General features: G+C 63.0%; 19 protein-coding genes and 1 pseudogene. 18 read left to right on the top strand and 2 right to left on the bottom strand.

Features of this window, described 5'->3' with window-relative positions; translation table 11 throughout:
• Positions 1 to 5: 5 nt before the first annotated feature.
• Both J3R84_RS20225 and proC read left to right on the top strand, forming a co-directional pair.
• A complete protein-coding gene (locus tag J3R84_RS20225) occupies positions 6 to 1,541 on the top strand; it encodes an AMP-binding protein (RefSeq protein WP_025429647.1) in 1,536 nt (511 codons plus the stop codon).
• Between the two features lie 47 nt (positions 1,542 to 1,588).
• A complete protein-coding gene (gene proC / locus J3R84_RS20220; protein WP_203528664.1) occupies positions 1,589 to 2,410 on the top strand; it encodes a pyrroline-5-carboxylate reductase in 822 nt (273 codons plus the stop codon).
• A 24-nt stretch (positions 2,411 to 2,434) separates the two neighbouring features.
• Here the strand turns inward: proC and J3R84_RS20215 are convergent, their stop codons facing one another.
• Positions 2,435 to 3,361, bottom strand: coding sequence for a LysR family transcriptional regulator (locus J3R84_RS20215; protein WP_025429649.1), 927 nt, complete (start codon positions 3,359 to 3,361; stop codon positions 2,435 to 2,437).
• Positions 3,362 to 3,647: 286 nt separating this feature from the next.
• Here J3R84_RS20215 and J3R84_RS20210 point away from each other — a divergent pair, with 286 nt between their 5' ends.
• The 5 genes and pseudogenes from J3R84_RS20210 (at position 3,648) to J3R84_RS20190 (ending at position 7,901) form a co-directional block, all read left to right on the top strand.
• On the top strand, positions 3,648 to 4,424 hold the full coding sequence (locus tag J3R84_RS20210; RefSeq protein ID WP_057205841.1) for a 5-oxoprolinase subunit PxpA: 777 nt from the start codon (positions 3,648 to 3,650) through the stop codon (positions 4,422 to 4,424).
• A 16-nt stretch (positions 4,425 to 4,440) separates the two neighbouring features.
• A complete protein-coding gene (locus J3R84_RS20205) occupies positions 4,441 to 4,683 on the top strand; it encodes an acetyl-CoA carboxylase (RefSeq protein ID WP_025429651.1) in 243 nt (80 codons plus the stop codon).
• Positions 4,680 to 6,065 (top strand): acetyl-CoA carboxylase biotin carboxylase subunit, encoded by a 1,386-nt coding sequence (locus tag J3R84_RS20200; RefSeq protein WP_057205845.1) that lies wholly within the window; start codon positions 4,680 to 4,682, stop codon positions 6,063 to 6,065. Before J3R84_RS20205 ends, J3R84_RS20200 begins: the two co-directional genes overlap by 4 nt.
• Positions 6,065 to 6,940: pseudogene (locus tag J3R84_RS20195) on the top strand (5-oxoprolinase subunit B family protein). The gene J3R84_RS20200 and the pseudogene J3R84_RS20195 overlap by 1 nt, the downstream one beginning before the upstream one ends.
• Positions 6,930 to 7,901 carry a 5-oxoprolinase subunit C family protein gene (locus tag J3R84_RS20190; RefSeq protein ID WP_025429654.1) on the top strand — a complete coding sequence of 324 codons (972 nt, stop codon included), beginning with the start codon at positions 6,930 to 6,932 and terminating at the stop codon, positions 7,899 to 7,901. Before J3R84_RS20195 ends, J3R84_RS20190 begins: the two are co-directional and overlap by 11 nt.
• A gap of 94 nt (positions 7,902 to 7,995) precedes the next feature.
• Here J3R84_RS20190 and J3R84_RS20185 read toward each other — a convergent pair whose 3' ends face one another.
• Entirely contained in the window at positions 7,996 to 9,006 is a 1,011-nt protein-coding gene (locus J3R84_RS20185) for a GntR family transcriptional regulator (protein WP_025429655.1), read from the bottom strand.
• Positions 9,007 to 9,569: 563 nt separating this feature from the next.
• Between J3R84_RS20185 and J3R84_RS20180 the strand changes: the two genes are divergently transcribed.
• The 11 genes from J3R84_RS20180 to J3R84_RS20130 all read left to right on the top strand — a co-directional run bounded on the left by J3R84_RS20180 (position 9,570) and on the right by J3R84_RS20130 (position 20,138).
• Positions 9,570 to 10,646, top strand: a complete 1,077-nt coding sequence (locus tag J3R84_RS20180) for an ABC transporter ATP-binding protein (RefSeq protein WP_025429656.1) — start codon at positions 9,570 to 9,572, stop codon at positions 10,644 to 10,646.
• A 69-nt stretch (positions 10,647 to 10,715) separates the two neighbouring features.
• Entirely contained in the window at positions 10,716 to 11,606 is an 891-nt protein-coding gene (locus J3R84_RS20175; RefSeq protein WP_373688544.1) for an ABC transporter permease, read from the top strand.
• A gap of 2 nt (positions 11,607 to 11,608) precedes the next feature.
• Positions 11,609 to 12,454: an ABC transporter permease gene (locus tag J3R84_RS20170; protein WP_025429658.1), complete on the top strand. Its 846-nt coding sequence runs from the start codon at positions 11,609 to 11,611 to the stop codon at positions 12,452 to 12,454.
• Complete coding sequence (locus tag J3R84_RS20165) at positions 12,454 to 13,200, top strand: SDR family NAD(P)-dependent oxidoreductase (protein WP_057220391.1); 747 nt, start codon at positions 12,454 to 12,456, stop codon at positions 13,198 to 13,200. The genes J3R84_RS20170 and J3R84_RS20165 overlap by 1 nt, the downstream gene beginning before the upstream one ends.
• Before the next feature lie 14 nt (positions 13,201 to 13,214).
• A complete protein-coding gene (locus J3R84_RS20160; protein WP_057205855.1) occupies positions 13,215 to 13,988 on the top strand; it encodes an SDR family NAD(P)-dependent oxidoreductase in 774 nt (257 codons plus the stop codon).
• Positions 13,989 to 14,068: 80 nt separating this feature from the next.
• Complete coding sequence (locus tag J3R84_RS20155) at positions 14,069 to 15,301, top strand: ABC transporter substrate-binding protein (RefSeq protein ID WP_057205857.1); 1,233 nt, start codon at positions 14,069 to 14,071, stop codon at positions 15,299 to 15,301.
• Positions 15,302 to 15,375: 74 nt separating this feature from the next.
• Positions 15,376 to 16,482, top strand: coding sequence for an ABC transporter ATP-binding protein (locus J3R84_RS20150; RefSeq protein ID WP_025429662.1), 1,107 nt, complete (start codon positions 15,376 to 15,378; stop codon positions 16,480 to 16,482).
• Between the two features lie 91 nt (positions 16,483 to 16,573).
• Complete coding sequence (locus J3R84_RS20145; protein ID WP_025429663.1) at positions 16,574 to 17,455, top strand: polysaccharide deacetylase family protein; 882 nt, start codon at positions 16,574 to 16,576, stop codon at positions 17,453 to 17,455.
• A 61-nt stretch (positions 17,456 to 17,516) separates the two neighbouring features.
• A complete protein-coding gene (locus J3R84_RS20140) occupies positions 17,517 to 17,849 on the top strand; it encodes a hypothetical protein (protein WP_025429664.1) in 333 nt (110 codons plus the stop codon).
• Positions 17,842 to 18,921: a CobW family GTP-binding protein gene (locus tag J3R84_RS20135; RefSeq protein ID WP_057205863.1), complete on the top strand. Its 1,080-nt coding sequence runs from the start codon at positions 17,842 to 17,844 to the stop codon at positions 18,919 to 18,921. Before J3R84_RS20140 ends, J3R84_RS20135 begins: the two co-directional genes overlap by 8 nt.
• Positions 18,918 to 20,138 carry an ABC transporter substrate-binding protein gene (locus tag J3R84_RS20130; RefSeq protein WP_025429666.1) on the top strand — a complete coding sequence of 407 codons (1,221 nt, stop codon included), beginning with the start codon at positions 18,918 to 18,920 and terminating at the stop codon, positions 20,136 to 20,138. Before J3R84_RS20135 ends, J3R84_RS20130 begins: the two co-directional genes overlap by 4 nt.
• Positions 20,139 to 20,140 lie beyond the last annotated feature (2 nt).

Raw genomic sequence — 20,140 nt, 5'->3', positions numbered from 1 at the left:
CTCCCATGACCGTATCTCTCGAAGGCTTCCTCGGAAGCTTCACGACCAAGGCTGCCCGCAAACCGGAACAGGTGTTCGCCCGTTTCAATGGCGAGCCGATCACCTTTGCCGCCCTCGATACGATGTCGGCAGCACTTGCCGCCGACCTCCGCCAACGCGGCCTGAAATCCGGTGACCGCGCCGCCGTGATGATGCGCAATTCGCGCCTGTCGCTGGCCGTGCTCTTCGGACTTGCCAGGGCCGGTGTCGTCTGGGTCCCGGTCAACGCCCAGCTTCGCGGCGAAGGCCTGCGCTATATCCTGGAGCATTGCGAGCCGGGCGTCGTCATCTGCGACGCTGAGCTTGCCGAAACCATCAATGAAAGCGGTGCTGCTGTGCCCGCTGCCGGGATAATCCTTGCAGGCGAACAGGCTGGCCCGGCGTCGCTGGAAGCAATTCTGTCGTCGGGTGGTGTCGCTTTCAATGAGGAGCCGCCTGCGGCCGACGATCTGTTTGCGATCATGTATACTTCCGGCACCACCGGCCGACCGAAGGGCGTGCTGGTGACCCACGGCATGATCCGGCTTGCGGGCGAGGCGGTGCGCACGCTTTCGGTGGGAGGGCCGGGCGACGTCTTCTTCGTCTGGGAGCCGCTCTATCATATCGGTGGCGCCCAATTGATCGTACTGCCGATCATCGAGGACCTGTCGCTCGCCATGGTCGACAAGTTCAGCGCCAGCCGCTTCTGGGATCAGGTGCGCACCTATGGTGCCACCCATATCCACTATCTCGGCGGCATTCTGCAGATCCTGCTGAAGCAGCCGGAAAGCGAAGATGACCGCAAGCATCCGGTGCGCATCGCCTGGGGCGGCGGCTGCCCGAAGGAGGTCTGGCCGCAGTTCAAGGAACGCTTCGGTGTCGAAATGCGCGAATGCTACGGCATGACGGAGGCCTCCAGCATCACCACCTGCAACGCCACCGGCGTCGTCGGCGCCGTCGGGCAGCCGATGCCCTGGTTCTCGGTCGATATTCTCAACGAAAAGGGCGAGCCGGTGCCGGCAGGCGACAAGGGCGAGATCGTCGTGCGCACCTCGCTTGAGGGCGCACTGTTCAAGGGATATCTGCGCAATCCGGAAGCGACGGAAAAGACCCTTCGCAACGGTGCGCTTCATACTGGCGATTCCGGCTCCTTCGATGTCGACGGCAATCTCTGGTTCCACGGTCGGCTCACCGACAGTGTGCGATGCAAGGGCGAAAACGTCTCCGCCTGGGAGGTCGAGCATGTTGCCGCCGCCTACCCAGCGGTCGAGGATTGCGCCATGATCGGCGTTGCCGCCGATGTCGGCGAGCAGGACATCAAGCTCTTCGTCAAGCCGAAACCCGGCAGCGCCATCGATCCGATCGATCTGTCAGGATGGCTGGCCCATCGGCTCGCGCCCTACCAGAACCCGCGCTACATTGCCGTCGTCGACGAATTCGAGCGCACGCCGAGCCAGCGCATCATGAAACACCGGCTGCCCGCCGGTCTCGACAATTGCTGGGATCGGCTGGCCCGACAGTAGGACCGAGGTGTCTAGGGCGAACACGGCGAATGAAGAGAGGCGACGAGATGGAACAGTCAGAGGAAATCGTGTTGGTCGGCTGCGGCAACATGGGTTTTGCCTTGCTCGAAGGCTGGCTTGATCGGGCCGGTATTCCTGCAGCCCAAATTCATGTGGTCGAGCCTGCGGAATCTCTTCGCCACCGCGCCGCCGCGCGTGGCGCAACGGTTTATGATGATGCGGCCGGCTTGCCGGCTGCCTTGCGGCCGCGCGCCGTCATAATCGCCGTCAAGCCGCAGGTCGTCGGCTCGATGCTTGGCGCCTACCGCCGGTTCAGGGACACGTCGGTGTTTGTAAGCATCGCCGCCGGCGTGCCGATCTCGACCTTCGAGAATACCCTGGGCAACGCCGCGATCGTGCGCGCCATGCCCAATATGCCGGCCTCGATCGGCATGGGGGTGATTGCAGCCTTTGGCAGCACTCACATCGACGACAATCAGACGGGTTTTGTCACCGATCTTCTGGCGGCCGTCGGCAGTGTTCACTGGCTGGCGGAGGAACGGCTTGTCGATGCGGCAACGGCGATATCCGGTTCAGGGCCGGCCTATCTCTTCCATTTCATCGAGTGTCTGACCGACGCGGGAATTGCCGTCGGCCTGCCGCCGGAAACCGCTCTTGCCTTGGCAAAGCAGACGGTCAATGGCGCCGCTGCTCTTGCCAGCACCAGCGCATTTTCGCCGGCAGAGCTGCGCCAGCAGGTGACCAGCCCGAACGGCACGACCGCCGCCGCGCTCGAGGTCCTGACGGCTGAGCCAAGTCTGGCCGATCTGGTGAAGCGGGCGGCCGCGGCTGCGCATCGCCGGGCGTTGGAACTGGCCCTCGGCAACTGATCGCCAGCCGAGGATGTTTCCGCATCAGGGCGTGGTAAACGACGCGTCGCGCACGCCCGGAATGTGAAACGTCTGCTGGAAATAGGACCGCAGCGCCTGCATCGGCGGCGTGAATTCCGCTCCCCGCCGCCAGGCAAGGCCGACATCCATCGCTGGGACGGGATCGCGCACGTTGATCGTCTCGATGCGCCGGCCCTCGAGCGACCAGGGGCGATGGACCATGTCGGAGAGTATGGCAACGCCCTGGCCATTGGCGACCAGCGAGCGCACCGCCTCCACCGACGAGGTCCTGAGGATGACGCGCGGCTGGTAGGTCGACGTGCTCCAGTATTTCAGCGACGAATGCGCGGCCTCGTCGACCGTCAGCATGATGTAGGGCTCCTCGGCGATCTCGCGAAAACCGACGCTGTCGCGTTGAAGTAGCGGATGCTGGGCCGGCACCCAGAGCCGTCGCGTCGAGCTCATCAGCTTTTCGGTCGTCAGTGCCGGGTTGAGAATGTTCGAGCTCAAAAGCACCGCCATGTCGTAGCGGTTGGTGAGCAGGCCCTCCTCGATCGATTCCCGCTTGAGTTCGAACAACTGCAGCTCGAGTTTCGGAAACAGGCGTCGCAGCCGCTCGATATGCTGCGGCAGGAAGTAGCCGATGACGGTATAGGTGGCGGCGATCGCAAGTGTACCCTCGACGGCGCTGCTGACGATGTTCAGATGGGTCGCTTCGTCCACCTTCTTCAGGATCTCGTAGGCATGGGAGAGAAACTGCCGCCCCGCCATCGTCAAGTCCATGCCGCTTGGCGTGCGCAGGAACAGGTTGGTGCCGACGATGCGCTCCAGCTCCTTGATCGCCGTGGTCACCGCGGACTGGGAGATCGAGAGATCGACCGCCGCCTGGGATATCTGACCAAGTTCTGCCGTCGCGACGAAATAGCGAAGCTGGCGAAGACTGATCGACAAAGCCCATCTCCCATCTGATTATTTTATACAGCGGCTCGGAAAATCAGAAAGTCTGCCACGTCTTTGGGCAGTCGTCTGGTCATCCCTCAGGCATTTCACCGTAAGCCGCTCTAAACACGCTAATTTTCGCAGGCGTTTTTTGCAACTGCGAATTCTGAAATTCAGATACTCGGCATGTGAAAATAGAATTTTTCAAATGCTCTGTTTCACCCTAGCGTTCCCTGGAGGTCAGGGTTGCCGGGAGAGCAATCTCCAGGAGAGCGACCTGCAACAGAGGGATGAGGCATTGCTCGACGTCGTCGATATCAATTGCGATATGGGAGAAGCATTCGGCCGCTGGCGCATCGGCGATACCGACGATGCGGCACTGATGCCGCTGATCAGCTCCGCCAATATCGCTGCCGGCTTCCATGGAGGCGATCCCAATCTGATGGATGAAACGGTCCGGCTCGCCGCCGAACATGGCGTCGGCATCGGCGCCCATCCCGGCTATCGCGACCTGCAGGGTTTCGGCCGCCGCAAGATAGCAGGCACTGCCCGCGAGCTCGTCAACGACATGGTCTACCAGGTCGGCGCGATCCGCGAATTCGCCCGCCGGCACGGTGCCCCTCTGCAGCATGTAAAGCCGCACGGAGCGCTCTACATGGAGATGGCCGTCGACCGCGAACTCTCCCAGATCTTCATGCAATACATGCGCACGGTCGCGCCCAATGCTTTTGTCTTCTGCATGGCCGGATCGGCGACGGAGCTTGCAGCTCAGGAAGTCGGCCAGCCAGTCATTCGCGAGTTCTATGCCGACCGCGACTATGACGACAGCGGCTCGATCGTCTTTACCCGCGATGCCGGCCGGCCCGATGCCGCGGCGATCGCCCGCAAGGTCGTTCGCGCCTGTCGGGAAGGGCGGGTGCGCACGGTCACGGGCGCCGATATCGCGGTTCCGTTCGAATCCATTTGTTTTCATTCCGATACGCTCGGCGCGCTCGATATCGTGCGCCTCATGCGGGAGGGGCTGAGTGCCGAGGGCATTCGCATCGCTCCCGTCTCTCAGGTCAAAACCAGATAACATAGCGGAGGCAACCATGAGCAAGCACGAAATCCGATCGCCCCTTCCAGGAACCTTCTATCGCTCGTCTGCTCCGGATGTCCCGCCCTTCAAATCTGATGGCGACGATGTTTGTTCCAGCGATGCCATTGGCCTGATCGAAGTCATGAAGACCTTTCAGGAGATCCAGGCCGGTGTCGCGGGCGGCAGCATCCGCTTTCTCGTCGACAACGAAGAACCTGTGATGGCAGGCCAGGTGATCGCCGAGGTCGAACAATGAAACTTCGCTCGGTCCTTATCGCCAATCGCGGAGAAATCGCCGTCCGCATCATCCGCGCCGCCAAGGCGCTCGGTATCCGCACGGTTCAGATTTATAGCGCCGCCGATGCCGACATGCTGGCCGTCAAGCTTGCCGACGAGGCGATCGAGATCGGACCGCCGGCGCCGAAGAAATCCTATCTCGACATCGCGGCCGTGATTGCGGCGGCCAAACGCGCCAATGTCGATGCGGTTCATCCCGGCTATGGCTTCCTGTCGGAGAACGGCGACTTCGCCGACGCCGTGGTTGCCGCCGGCCTGATCTTCATCGGGCCATCAGGCGATGCGATCCGCCTTCTGGGTGACAAGGTCGCCGCCCGTGCCGTTGCCGAGAAGGCCGGCGTGCCGACCGTTCCCGGCAGCGACGGCCGTATCTCCAGCCTTGCCGATGCACATCAAGTGACCGAGCGCACCGGCTTTCCCGTGATGATCAAGGCGGCAGCCGGCGGCGGTGGTCGTGGCATCCGCATCGTCAACAATGCGGTCGAGCTGGAGACACAGTTTCCCCAGGCATCGGCCGAGGCGCTGGCCTCCTTCGGCGACGGCGGGCTCTATCTGGAAAAGGTGATCACCCGCGCCCGCCATGTCGAGGTCCAGATCCTTGGCGACGGCAACAACGTCGTGCATTGCTTCGAGCGCGAATGCTCGCTGCAGCGCCGCCGGCAAAAGGTCTGGGAGGAGGCTCCGTCCTTCCTGCTTCCGCCCGAGGTCAGGCAGAAACTCTGCGACAGCGCCGTCGCGTTGGCGCGCTCCGTCGGCTACCGCGGGGCCGGAACGGTGGAATATCTCTACGACGACGAGACCCGCGAGTTCTACTTCATCGAGGTCAACACCCGCATCCAGGTGGAGCACCCGGTGACCGAGATGATCACCGGCATCGATCTGGTCGAGGAGATGTTCCGCATCGCCGCCGGCGCGCCGCTCTCTGTCCGCCAGGCCGACATCGCCGTCAACGGCCACGCCATCGAATGCCGGATCAATGCCGAGGATCCGAGGCGCGGTTTCATGCCGGCGCCAGGCAGGATCGAAAGGCTCGACGTACCTGAGGGGGAAGGCATCCGTTTCGACACCATGCTCTACGAAGGCTACGTCATCCCGCCGTTCTACGATTCATTGCTCGGCAAGCTGATAGTCTGGGGCGAGAACCGAGCGGCGTGCCTCGCCCGCCTTTCGCAGGCGCTGGCGCAGCTCACGATCGAGGGCGTGCCGACCACGATCCCGTTGCATCGGGCATTGGCTGCCGACGCGCAGATCGCCAAGGGCGCCTTCCATACGCGCTTTCTCGAGACATGGCTTGAAACTGAATTTGCCGCCGATGGCGGCTGTGCCGCGGAGGTCGCGTGATGCCGACACGATACACGTTCGGAGGCGACGAGCACCTGTTCGTCGAATGCAGCGACGAGATGTCGTTGGAAGCCTTCTTCAAGAGCCTCTCCATGGCCAACGGTGTCAAGTAGAGCTGCGTCAAGGGGATCACCGAGATCTGCCCGGCCAATGCGTCCTTCCAGATTAAATTCGACCCGGATCAGATCAAGCCCGATGACGTGCTGAGGGAAGTGCGGGCGATCGAGGGCGCGGCCGAGCGGGCCGAACCCGTCATCCGCACCCGTATCGTCGAAATCCCGGTCTTCTACAACGACCCCTGGACGCACGAGACGCTGATGCGCTTTCGCGAGCGCCACCAGGAACCGTCAGGAACTGACCTCGACTATGCCACGCGGATCAACGGCTACGGTGACGTCGACGATTTCGTCGCCGCCCATTCCGGCTCGCCCTGGTTCGTGTCGATGGTCGGCTTCGTTGCCGGCCTGCCGTTCATGTACCAGATGGTCGAGCGGCAGCGGCAGATCCAGGTGCCGAAATATCTGCGCCCGCGCACCGACACGCCGCGGCTGACCGTCGGCCATGGTGGCTGCTTCGGCTGCATCTATTCGGTGCGCGGTGCGGGCGGCTACCAGATGTTCGGCATCACGCCGATGCCGATCTTCGACCCGACGCAGACCACCAGCTATCTCCGCGATTTCATGGTGTTCTTCCGTCCGGGCGACATCGTCAAGTTCAAGCCGATCGACCGGGACGCCTATGATCAGGCAGTCGAGGATGTCGACAAGGGGCGCTTCAGCCCGCCGGTCCGCGAGGTCAGCTTCGACCTGCGCGAGTTCCAGAAAGATATCACTGGCTACAACACCCGGCTGGAGGGCATGCTCAATGGCCATTAAGGTTCTGCATCACGGTCTGGCAACCACCGTCCAGGACCTTGGCCGTCCCGGTTACTTCCATCTCGGCATTCCACTCGGTGGAGCGATGGATCGCTATGCGATGCGGGCCGCCAACCTGCTGGTCGGAAACGACGAGGGTGCTGCCGGGCTGGAAGCGGTGTTCCTCGGCCCGAAGCTCGAATTTACCGAAGACACGCTGGTTGCGGTCACCGGAGCGGACATGCCGGCAAAGGTCGACGGGGTCGAGCAACCCGGGTGGACGGCTTTCCCCGTTCGCGCCGGCCAGACGCTGACGTTCGATTTTCTCAAGTCCGGCGCCCGTATCTATATCGCGGTTGCGGGCGGCATCGACGTGCCGCTGGCGCTTGGCAGTCGCTCGACCTACCCGATCGGCGCGCTCGGCGGCTACAACGGCCGGCCGCTGGCACCGGGTGACGAACTGCCGGTTGGTGCCGGCAATACCTCCGGTAAGGGTCGCTCGGTCGGCGCGCAGTTGCGGCGCCTGCCGGCCGCACCCGTGGCGCTGCGTGTCCTGCCCGGTCTCTACTGGGATCGTCTTTCCGACGAGGCGAAACAGAGCTTCTTTGCCGACGAATGGAAGGTGGCGCCGGAAGCCGACCGCATGGGGTACCGCTTCCGCGGCGGCCGCAAACTCTCCTTCGTCGAGCGCGAGCAGCCGTTTGGTGCCGGTTCCGACCCGTCCAACATCGTCGACAGTTGTTATCCCTATGGCTCGATCCAGGTTCCCGGCGGAACCGAGCCGATCATCCTGCATCGCGACGCGGTTTCCGGCGGCGGTTACTTCATGCTCGGAACCGTGATCTCCGCCGACATGGACCTGATCGGCCAGATGCAGCCGCATACACCGACCCGGTTCGTGGAGGTGACGATGGATGAGGCCCTCGCCGCACGGGCTGAGGAGAACGACCGGCTGGAAGCGCTGCGCGCGTCGCTGAGCTGACGGTTCAGGGAAAACGGAGGGAAAGATGGAGCGCGGGCATCGAAGCAAGAGATCGGCAGCCGCGCTCAATGTCTCGGGTCGCAATTGCGGGCGGCTATTCGACCACGCGTGTCAGATAGGCGGCGGTGACGCTCGGGCCCGGAATGATTGCGACGATCTTCATCTGCGCGATCGTGCGGTTCATCGAGGCGTCGATATGGTTCTCCAGCATCGCCGCCGCTGCGGCGGTCGCGCCACGCGTCATCAGTTCCACGATCAGCCGGATTTCCGCAATCACCGCGGGATCGCCGGGAAGGCCCAATTGCCGCAGCAGCCGTTCGGTCGCGGTGACCGGCAGCAGGTTGTTGCGGATCAGTTCGCGCAGCCGCTCGTTCGGCATCGCCAGCACGCAGCATTCGGTAAACTGGGTGCGGATTTCCTCAAGGCTCTGCCAGGCGTCCGCCGCCTGCGGGCCGTCGAGTTCCGTCAACCGGACGAAGAGGGCCGCAAGTCGCTCACGGTCGATATGGCCGGCGCCGAGCGCAAGCGCCTGCGGCTCGAGCAGGCGGCGCAGCATGAAATGGTCCTTGACGGTCTGGGCCGTCAGCGGGCCGGCAATCCAGTGCGAACTTTGGTTCTTGCGCACCAGCCCGCGCTCGCGCAGCCGTGTCAGCACATCGCGCACCACGGTGCGGCTGACGCTGAAGTGGTTGGCGAGTTCGTTTTCGATGATGCGATACTGGCCGAAGATGACGCAGCCGGCGACGTCGTTCTCGATCTCGGTGTAGATGCGCTCCCAGGACGAGCGGCTTTGCAGCGCCTCGTCGGCGTGTTGCGGAATGGTGAGCCCGAGCGATTTGATGTCGGTGCGGTTGGGTTCGATCGCGCGGCCTGGTGGGCCGACGAGATAGCCGCGCCCCTTGAAGCGGTGGACGAGCCCGTCGCTTTCCAGTTGCAAGAGCGCACGCTGAACCGGCGCACGCGAAATCTGCAGGATCTCGGCAATCGGCCCTTCGAGAAGAACGAGGCCGGGCGGCAGGATGCCTTCGGCGATGTTGCTGCGCAGAACGTCCTCGGCAATTTCGTAGCGGCGCTGGGTATTCTGGCCGAGGCGTGGCTCGCTCATGCGGTCGGGCGTCTTCCGTTTGGCTGGCAATTTCGTCCTCTTTCTTTACGCCACTTGCCGGGGAATGTGACAGCTGAAAATAAATGCATTTTGCATACACGTTGGCAAATTAAATGTGCATCTGTTTGCGGCATTTGGTGTTGATGGGGTGGATGCCTGCTGCCGGTGAATGGATTTTCGGTGAGTCAGGCGCAATCCGGTAGCGCCCACACGGAAGGGTGGAATCGTTCTACCTTCGGGATTGCAGGGTGTTTAGGGCGGCTTGATGCGTATTCTAGCCTGGATGGCTGCCAGCGGAGCGAAGCCGTATTTCATTCCGGTCTAAATGACGAATAAAAGTCTATTGCATACAAAAATCATTCATGTCATTGTTCGTGACATGCAAGCGCTCAGAAGAAGCGTGCAGGTGGAACTTATTTTTTGAACCGCAAAGGACCTTCATCCCCGACGCGCATGTGACCATGCGCGAACGCGATCGCATGTCCGTTCGGATGCCTCGTCGGCTCCGGCGACGGCGAAGCTTTGGGTGGAGAACGTCCGGACGGCAAACTGGCAGGAAACCAATGTCGACGGTCCTTCAGCTCAAGAACATCACCAAAACCTACGGCGACATGCGCGCGCTCAACGGCATCGATCTTGCCTTGCCCGGCGACGCCTATATCTCGCTTCTGGGGCCGAGCGGCTCCGGCAAGACGACGCTCCTGAGGGTCATTGCTGGTTTTGAACATCCGGATGGCGGCGCCATCCTGTTTGACGGCAAGCGCATCGACACCGTGGCGCCGCACAAGCGCGGCATCGGCTTCGTCTTCCAGAACTTCGCGCTCTTCCCGCATCTCTCCGTCGCGCAGAACATCGCCTTCGGCCTGGAAAACAGGGAGGACGAGCCGGTCACCGACCGGCGCGTCGTCGAAGCCAGGGTGCGCGACATTATCAGCCTCGTCGGCCTTTCCGGTCTGGAAGGCAGGGCCGTCACCCAGATCTCCGGCGGCCAGCGCCAGCGCGTCGCCTTGGCGCGCACGCTGGTCACCGAGCCGCGCATGGTGCTTCTCGACGAGCCGCTCGGCGCGCTCGACGCCAATCTGCGCGCCAGGATGCGGGCGGAGTTGAGGGCTATCCGCGAGCGCTGCGGCGTCACCTTCCTGCATGTGACCGGCAGCGAGGCCGAGGCCTTGGCCATGGGCGACACGGTGCTGGTGCTGGAAAGCGGCCGCATCGCCCAGTCGGCGGATTCAGACACCGTCTACAACAGGCCCGCCTCTCCGGCGGTTGCCCGCTTTCTCAACTGCTACAATCTCTTTCCCGGGCGGATCGAAGGCGGCGCCTTCGTCGGCGGCGTCGGCCGGTTTGCGCTTGGGGCAGCGGCGCCGACGCGGGCGACGTCGCCGGCCTATGCGATCCGCTACGATCGTGTTTCGGTCCGGCCGCCCGAGGCAGCCATCACTGAGGACGAGATCCGCATTGAGGCCAATTTCGTCGCCAGCGAATATTCCGGCGCGGCGGTCAATTCCTTCTTCGCGCTCGATGACGGCCGGGTTTTCGAGGTCGAAAGCCATCTCAGCCATGCAGCGCCCGAGACCTATGCCGAAAAGGGCCGCTACGCGCTCGTGTGGAAGCGGGAGGACGCCCTTGTCTACGTCTGAAATCCTTTTGGAAAAACCCGGCGCCTGCGCGCCGCACCGTTCCTGCCCGGAGAATGAGAGATGAGCATGATGGCCGTTGCGGAGCAGACGGAAACAGAGACCGTCGCCGAGAAGAAACCACCGGGAAAAGCGCTTTGGCTGCTGGCACCCGGTGTCATCTGGATGACCCTGTTCCTCGTCCTGCCCATGCTGATGATGGTCTACGTCTCCTTCTGGACGCAGACGACCTTCACGATCGAACCGACGCTGACGCTGAAAAGCTGGATTACCTTCTTCACCAGCGACACCTATCTTGGGGCGCTGTGGACGACGGTGCGCATCTGGCTGATCGTGCTCGTTGCCACCGTGCTGGTCGGTTATCCCGCAGCCCTTTTCGTCGGGCTGTTCGTCAAGAACAAGGCGCTGCAGACGGTGCTTCTGGTGCTGTGCGTCATCCCCTTCTGGACCTCGTTCCTGATCCGCGTTCTCGCCTGGCGGCCGATGCTCGGCAAGGAGGGCGCGATCAACATGATCCTGATGAACCTCGGCATCACCGACGCGCCGATCGAGGTGCTGCTGTTTTCCGAACTGTCGGTGATCATCGGCATGACCCAGATCTACTGCGTCTTCATGGTCGGTCCGATCGCCTTCATGCTCGGCCGTATCGACACCTCGATCATCGAGGCCGCGCAGGATCTCGGTGCCGGCTTCTGGCGGATCTTCCGCACGATCATCCTGCCGCTGTCGATGCCGGGCGTGGTCGTCGGGGCGATCTTCGTCTCCGTCATGGTTCTCGGTGAATTCGCAACCTCGGCCGCCCTCTCCGGCCGCAAGGTCAACCTGCTCGGAAACATCATCGTCACCCAGGTCGGTTCGCTGAAATGGGCCTTCGCGGCGGTCGCCGGGGTCGTGCTTACCATCCTGATGGGCGCGGTCCTGGCCGCGCTGCTCAGGGTCGTCGATCTCAGGAAGGAGCTCTGATCATGAATGCCAGCGGCATGAAACTCAGCCTTGGCGCCTACACAGCGCTCTTCCTCGTCTTCCTCTATGGCCCACTCGTCGTGCTTGCCATCCTGTCCTTCCAGACGGGGCCGGAAGGCGGGCCGCAGTTTCCGATCATCGAATGGTCGACCTATTGGTACAAGCACCTCTTCGGCCTGACGCCGCCGTCGCGCATCGCACCGTTGCCGATCGAGCAGGCGCTGGTCCGCTCATTGGGGCTTGCGGTGATGACCATGATCGTCTCGACGGTGCTGGGTGTCTCGGCGGCCCAGGCCTTCCGCCGCAAGTTCCGCGGCTCGGGCGTGGTCTTCTACCTCATCGTTCTCGGCATGATGGTGCCGGGCGTGCTTGTCGGCCTCGGCATGGCGCTCGTCGCCAATACGCTCGGCGTCGACCGTCACTGGTGGAGCACGGCCTTCGTGCTGCACGTGGTCTACACCTTCCCCTTCGCATTCCTGGTGATGTTGGCAATCTTCAACCGGTTCGATCCGAGCATGGAGGAGGCGTCCTGGTCGCTCGGCGTCACGCCGGCGCGCACCTTCCGCAAGGTGACGTTCCCGCTGATCTTCCCCGGCGTGCTCTCCGCTATGCTCTTTGCCTTCACGCTCTCCTATGACGAGTTCTCGCGCACGCTCTTCGCTTCCGGCCGCGACTTGACGCTGCCGCTGGCAATTTACGGCACCTTCTCCGTCGAAGTGCATCCGAACGTCTTTGCCTTCGGCGTGTTGACGACGCTGTTCTCCTTCGCGCTGCTCGGCACCTATGCGGCGCTGATGATGCTTTCGGTGCGCCGCGCCAAGCGTATGGCGATCCAGGAGGAGGCGTGATGGCCAGCTCTGCTCTTGGTTCGGCAATCGTCACCGGTGCCGGTTCCGGCATCGGTCGCGCCATCGCGCTGCGGTTGGCGGCCGACGGCTATGCCGTCGTCGTCAATGATCTCTCGCCGGAGCGCTGCGAAGCGGTTGCGGACGAGATCGCTGCTGCCGGCGGAGTGGCGCTCGCGATATCAGGCGACGTATCAAGCGAAGCCGACGCCGCCGCGACGGCCGAGAAGGCAGCGCAATTCCACGGCCCCGTGGCGCTGCTCGTCAACAATGCCGGCATCGCCCATCAGGCGCTGTTCGAGAATCTCGAGGTCGCCGATTTCGACCGGATGTTTGCGGTGCATGTGCGCGGCACCTTCCTGATGACCAAGGCGGTGCTGCCGGCCATGCTTGCCCGCGGCGAGGGTGTGATCGTCAACATGGCCTCGCAGCTCGGCCAGATCGGTGGCGTCGAACTCGTGCATTACTCGTCGGCCAAGGCCGCGATCATCGGCATGACCAAGGCGCTGGCGCGCGAGGTTTCGAGCCGCGGCGTGCGGGTGAATGCGGTCGCGCCCGGCCCCATCAATACGCCGCTGGTCATGGGGCTGTCCGAGGATTGGCGCGCGGCCAAGAAGGCGCAGCTGCCGCTCGGGCGTTTCGGCGAGCCGGACGAAATCGCCGCGACGGTCGCGTTTCTGGCCTCGCCGTCGGCGAGCCTGTTCGTCGGCCAGACGCTCGGACCGAACTCCGGCGACGTGATGCTCTGACAGGAAAGATGAAAATGCCAAATCCTCCCAAGACGTCCCGCATTGTCATCGTCACCGGTGCCGGCATCGGCATTGGCCAGGCGACCGCCAGAGCTTTTGCCGCCAAAGGCGACCATGTCGTCGTGACCGATATTCTCGAGCGTGAGGCATCGGCCACGGTCGACGCCATCCGGCATGCCGGCGGCTCCGCCGAGTTCGCCTACTACGACGTCCGCTCGACGTCGGCGACCGACGCGCTGGTCACTGATCTGGAAAAACGCCACGGTCGCATCGATGTCGTCGTCGCCAATGCCGGCATTGCCCATCGCACCCCGCTTGCCAGGCTGACCGACGACAAGTGGGATCTGACCTTCGACATCGACCTCAAGGGCATCTTCCGACTGGCGCGTGCCGTCGCACCCGGCATGCGCCAGCGCGGCGAGGGCAGCATCGTCGCGCTCTCCTCGATCATGGGCGTTGCCTATGGCTGGGACGAGCACGTGCATTACTCCGCCGCCAAGTCCGGCGTCGTCGGTCTAGTGCGTGGGCTTGCCGTTGAGCTTGCCGGCGACGGGGTTCGCGTCAACGGCGTTGCGCCTGGCTACATCCGCACAGCCCAGCTGCTTTCGGAGGAAAACTCGCTCGGTCCTGACGGCGCGGAAGCCGCTGCCGCCTTCATCCCGATGAAAAGGCTCGGAACGCCTGAGGATATCGCCGACGTGATCGCGTTCCTGGCATCCAACAGCGCGAGATACATGACCGGTCAGGTGCTGGTTGTGGATGGGGGCCTCCTGGTGGGGCGTTACTGAAACGCTGCGCGATGCGGCGAATGAACATGGGGCGCGTGGCAAACGGGCTCCGGGGAACAACAACAACTGGAGAAGAGACAATGCCAAATATGGAAATCAATCGCCGCTCCCTCCTCAAACGATCCGCCGGGATGATGGCGCTGGCGATGGGCGGCGGCACGCCGTTCCTGTCGTCGCGCGCTGCCTTTGCGCAGGCCGCCGACCTCGCAGGCCAGCAGCTGCGCACCATCGGCCTTTCGGTCACCGTTCAGGAGCGCATCCTCGAGCAGTTCAAGGCTGCTGCCGGCGTCGGCGGCACGTCCGGAACGGCAGCAACTTTCCCGGACGCTCAGACGAAGATCCTCTCCGGCTCCAAGGACTATGATTGCTGGGAGATCATCGCCGAGCGCCTGCCGTCGATCGTCATGACCAACAATGTCGAGCCCATCCCGGCCTCGGCGCTGAAGAATTGGGCCAACATCCGGGATACCTTCACGACCGCCAGTGACAAGTGGGACCGTAGCGCGCAGATCATCGGCCAGATCTGGACAGACGAAAGCCAGACGGCGCTGAACATGGTGCCCGCCGTCTATAACTACGATTCCATCGGCTACAATCCCGATGTGCTCTCGGCCGAGGAAGCCAACAGCTGGACCGCGATCTTCGATCCGAAGTGGAAGGGCAAGTCCGGCATCAACACCGACCCGCTGATCGCGATCGGCCAGGCGATGATGGCGATGAACTCGCTCGGCCTTTCCGACGTCAAGAACCCGGGCAATGCGACCGCAGCCGAAATCGACGAGGCTGCCGCCTTCCTGATTTCCAAGAAGAAGGAAGGCCAGTTCCGCGCGCTCTGGGGCGATTTCGGTGAACTCGTCAACCTCATGGCGTCGGGCGAAATGGTCGTCTGCGACGCCTGGCAGCCGGCGGTCATGGCGGTCAAGGCGCAGGGCAAGCCCTGCCGCTACGCCGTGCCGAAGGAAGGCTATCGCGGTTGGGCGATTGGTCCGGCGATGATTGCTGGCACTGCCAACAAGGAGGCGGTCATTGCCTATGCCGACTATTGGCTTTCGGGCGAGCCGGGCATCACCGTCTCCGAGCAGGGCTACTACTCGCCGTCGACCAACATCAAGAACGTCATGGCGCCGGAGAAATATGCCTTCTGGTACGAGGGCAAACCCTGGGTCGGCGCCGAGGAGCGCGGCATCAAGGAAGGCGACCTGCGCGACGGCGGCTCGCTCGAAGAACGCGCCAAGAACGTCGCCTACTGGCACCAGTGGCCGGACGAATACGACCACCTGATCCAGAAGTGGGACGAATTCCTCAACGCCTGATGAAGGACGGCCGGGGCGCAAACCCGCCCCGGCCCTTCCCCCAACGCATCCGCTATTAGAACCGGAGAACGACCGTGATCTTCGACCTCGAACTCAACAATGTCGGCAAGGTCTACGACAACGGCACCCCCGCCGTGATCGATTTCAACCTGTCGGTTTCCAAGGGCGAGTTCATCGCGTTCCTCGGCCCGTCCGGCTGCGGCAAGACGACGACGCTGCGCATGATCGCCGGCTTCGAGCAGATCTCTTCCGGCGAGATGCTGATCAAGGGCAAGCGTATGAACGACATCCGGCCGGAACACCGGCCGACGTCGATGATCTTTCAGAGCTACGCGCTCTTTCCGCACATGACCGTGCGCCGCAATGTCGGCTACGGGCTCGACGTCAAGGGCATGGCCAAAGCCGAACGCGACGCCAAGGTCGATCGTATCCTGGCAACGCTTGGGCTCGAGGACATCGCCGAGAAGAAGCCGGACCGGCTCTCCGGCGGCCAGCGCCAGCGCATCGCGCTTGCCCGCGGTCTTGTCGTTGAACCGGATATTCTGCTTCTCGACGAGCCGCTGGGCGCGCTCGACGCCAATCTGCGCAAGGCGATCCAGAACGAACTGAAGCTGCTGCAGAAAACGCTCGGCGTCACCTTCGTCTTCGTCACCCATGCGCAGTCCGAGGCGCTCGCGCTTTCCGACCGTATCGTGGTGATGAACCAGGGCAGGGTCGAGCAGATCAGCCCGCCACACCAGCTCTACACCCGGCCAAACACCGCCTTCGTTGCCCAGTTCATCGGCAATAACACGATCTTCCAGGGCGAAGTCGAAGGCGCATCGGACGACCGGACGCTGGTTTCGACGCCGCTCGGGCAGCTTTCCGGCCGGCCGAACGGGGCCCTTTCCAAGCGGTCACGGGTCAACGTCGTCATCCCGGCCGAAGCGATCGAGGTGCATACGGCGGCCCTGGTTTCGCGTGACCAGATTGCCCATGCGGTCGGCGGCAACGTCGTCAGCGCCAGTGTGCGCCGCTTCGACGTGGTCGGCCATGTATCCCACCTGACGGCGGGACTTGCGGACGGACGCACCGTTTCGCTCGAAGCCCATGTCGACAAGTACCAGCCCGATGCCTTTCCCGTCGGTGCGGACATTCTTTTGAGCTGGCAGCCGGGCGAAGCCACCGTCATCCCAGCCTGATCACGCGAGCGGGATGAGGAAAAGTGTGTGCGGTTTTCCGCCCGCATCCCGCTCTGACTTATGAGAAGAGAAAACACGAAGGAGACATACCATGGCCAAGGAAATCCTCTGCAGCTTCGGCATCGACGTTGACGCGGTCGCCGGCTGGCTCGGATCCTACGGGGGCGAGGATTCGCCCGACGATATCTCGCGCGGCCTTTTTGCCGGCGAGGTCGGCAGCCCGCGACTGTTGAAACTGTTCGAACGCTTCGGCATCAAGACCACCTGGTTCATTCCCGGCCACTCGATCGAGACGTTCCCGGAACAGATGCAGGCTGTGGCGGACGCCGGCCACGAAATCGGCATTCACGGCTACACCCATGAAAACCCGATCGCCATGACGCGCGAGCAGGAGACCGAAGTCCTCGACAAGAGCATCGATCTCGTCACCAAGCTCTCGGGCAAGCGCCCGACCGGCTATGTTGCGCCATGGTGGGAGTTCTCCAACGTCACCAACGAGCTGCTGCTGGAACGCGGGATCAAGTACGATCACTCGCTGATGCATGACGACTTCACGCCCTATTATGTCCGCGTCGGCGACAAGTGGACGAAGATCGACTACTCCAAGAAGCCGTCCGAATGGATGGTGCCGCTGCAGCGCGGCAAGGAGACCGACCTCATCGAGATCCCGGCGTCCTGGTATCTCGATGACCTGCCACCGATGATGTTCATGAAGAAGGCCCCGAACAGCCACGGCTTCGTCAATCCGCGCGATATCGAGCAGATGTGGCGTGATCAGTTCGACTGGGTCTATCGCGAGATGGACTATGCGGTGTTTCCGATTACCATCCATCCTGACGTTGCCGGGCGGCCGCAGGTGCTGATAATGCTGGAGCGGCTCTATGCCCACATGGTCAAGCATCCGGGCGTGAAGTTCGTGACGATGAACGAGATCGCCGACGATTTCGCCAAGCGTTTCCCGCGCAAGAAGTGAGCGACTGACGGGGGGCGGTCAAAGTGCCGTCTCCGCCCTTTATTACCGATTGGATCAAACGATGTGCTCTCTCTGCGGCGTCCTTGGAGGCAACGAACACTGGGCCGATGCGGTGGCGCGGCCAGGCGTCTATACCCGCAATGTCGAGCGCATCGATCGAAGGCGCGAGCGCGCCAACCGGGTGCGCATCGCCAATGCAATGCTGGCGCGCTTCGGTCTGACCATCTCCGATTGGCAGGGCGCGTCCTTCGTGTTGTCCACACGGACGGGCAAGACTGAGATCATCGAGGATCTCGGTCATCTCTGGCCGGCCGCCGAACGGCTTTGCGGCCGTCCCTGCGATCCGCTCGATGTGGCCCTGGTTACTGCTGCTGAGGCCGCGATCGATGACTGAGCCGCAGATCCCGCTGCTGACCCCGATCAACCTGCTCACGGGCTTCCTCGGCTCCGGCAAGACGACTCTGCTTGCGCGACTGCTCGCCGATCCGGCTCTTTCGGATGCAGCGGTCCTCATCAACGAATTCGGAGAGGTCGGGCTCGACCATCATCTTGTCGAGCGCATCGACGATACCATGGTGCTCTTACAATCGGGCTGTCTCTGCTGCACGGTGCGCGGCGAGCTTGCCGATGCCATCAAGGATCTGCATTCGAAGCGGGAGCGCGGGCTGGTTCCGCCTTTCCGCCGCATCGTCGTCGAAAGCACCGGGCTTGCCGATCCGTTCCCGGTGCTGTCGACGATCAAATCCGACCCGGTGCTGCGCCACCATTTCCGCCCGGGCAACGTCATCACCACCGTCGATGCCGTCAACGGGCTCGGCCAACTCGGCACCTATGTCGAATCCAACCGGCAGGCTGCTGTTGCAGACCGGCTGGTCGTCACCAAGGCCGATCTGGCGCTGCCGGCCGATGTCGCCCGTCTTGTCGAGAAATTGCGCAACATCAATCCGGACGCGCCGCTGCTGATGGCGACCGATCTGTCCTTCGCCGTTGCCGAGCTTGTCGACGAGAACCTCGGCCTGCGCGCCGCCGCGCTGCAATCGACCAGCGGTTTCTATTGCGAGGCGCCGGTTCAATTGGCAACGGCGGAAGGCTCCGTGCACCAGTCCGCGGTGACCTCCTTCGTCATGACCGTGGAGCGCGCCATCGACTGGACGGCTTTCGGCCTCTGGCTGACAATGCTGCTCAACCGTCACGGCGAGAAGGTGCTGCGGGTGAAGGGCATTCTTAACATCGCAGGCGAGGAGCGCCCTGTCGCCATTCATGGCGTTCAGCATTTGGTCCACACGCCTGTTCATATGGAGCGCTGGCCGGACGAAGATCGCCGCTCGCGCATCGTGTTTATTGTTGACGGTCTGGATGTCGAACTGCTGAAACGGTCGTTCGAGGCTTTTGCCCTCGACCGGTCCTCCGTCGAGGATGCGGCCGTCCCGAAACGCAGTCTTCAGGAACGTCAGTCGTCTTCATGAACAAGCACCTGCCTGACCAAGCGACGATGGCGACGCCATCCCTCCATCTCTCCGGTCGCCCACGCCTGCGCGTGCTTGGCACGGCGATTTCTCTGCTCGAGGAGTTGCGGGTTCGCGCCGAGGCCGATCTCGGCATCGAGGTCGTATTCGACAACAACGACTTCCTGACCACTCAGCACAAGGCGGCGCAGGAGCCGGATAGTTACGACATCTACGACCAGTGTTTCCATAATCTGGATATCGTCTGGTACTGGCGGGCGATCCAGCCGATCGAGATTGGCCGCATCGCGCTCTGGGACGAGATCAACGATCTGACGAAGACCGGCCATATCGGCCCGAATGCCAGGCTGGGGCAGGGGGATGCGCCGGTAAAGAAGCTGTTCGTGCAGCCCAATCTCGAACTGGGCGACACGCCGTCGAGCACGATCTCGATGCTGCCGACGACGCATAATTTCGACAGCTTCGCCTACAGGACCGACGTTGCCCCCAATACGGTTTCGATGAACAGCTGGGCGGCGCTGCTCGACGAGCGCTGGGCCGGACGCGCAGCCCTCGTCGACGAGCCGGCGATCGGTATCTTCGATGCAGCCCTTGCCGCGCAGGCATCCGGCCTGATGTCGTTCGACAATATCGGCGCCATGACTGTTGACGAGATCGACCGGCTGATCGGTCTGCTTGAGGAGCGCAAGAAGAACGGCTATTTCCGCGCCTTCTGGCGGACGGCCGAGGATGCAGCGCGGCTGATGGTGCGCGGCGAGACCGATATCCAGAGCATGTGGTCGACGGGCATCAGCATCCTCAACGGCCAGGGCGTTCCGGTGGAACAGGCGGTGCCGGCTGAGGGATATCGTGCCTGGCATGGCGGCCTGTGTCTCGCACGCCATCTGTCGGGCCGCATGCGCGACGTCGCCTATGAGTATCTCAACTGGTGGATATCCGGCTGGCCGGGCTCGGTCGTGGCGCGGCAAGGCTACTACATCTCGACGCCGGAGCGTTCGAGGCAATTCATGTCGGTGGCCGAATGGGACTACTGGTACGGCGGCCTGCCGGCGGCATGCGACCTGCCGGGCCCGGACGGCACCATACGCATTCGGGCAGGATCGGTCAGGAGCGGCGGCTCCTACTGGCAGCGCGCCAACTGCATCGCGGTCTGGAATACCACCATGGACGAGCACAATTATCTGGTTCGCCGCTGGATGCAGCTGGTCGAACGATAGAG

The sequence above is a fragment of the Ensifer canadensis genome (assembly GCF_017488845.2).
GTDB lineage: Bacteria > Pseudomonadota > Alphaproteobacteria > Rhizobiales > Rhizobiaceae > Ensifer > Ensifer canadensis.
The sequence above is the reverse complement of the archived record's forward strand: the minus strand, read 5'-3'. Positions and strand labels throughout refer to the sequence as shown.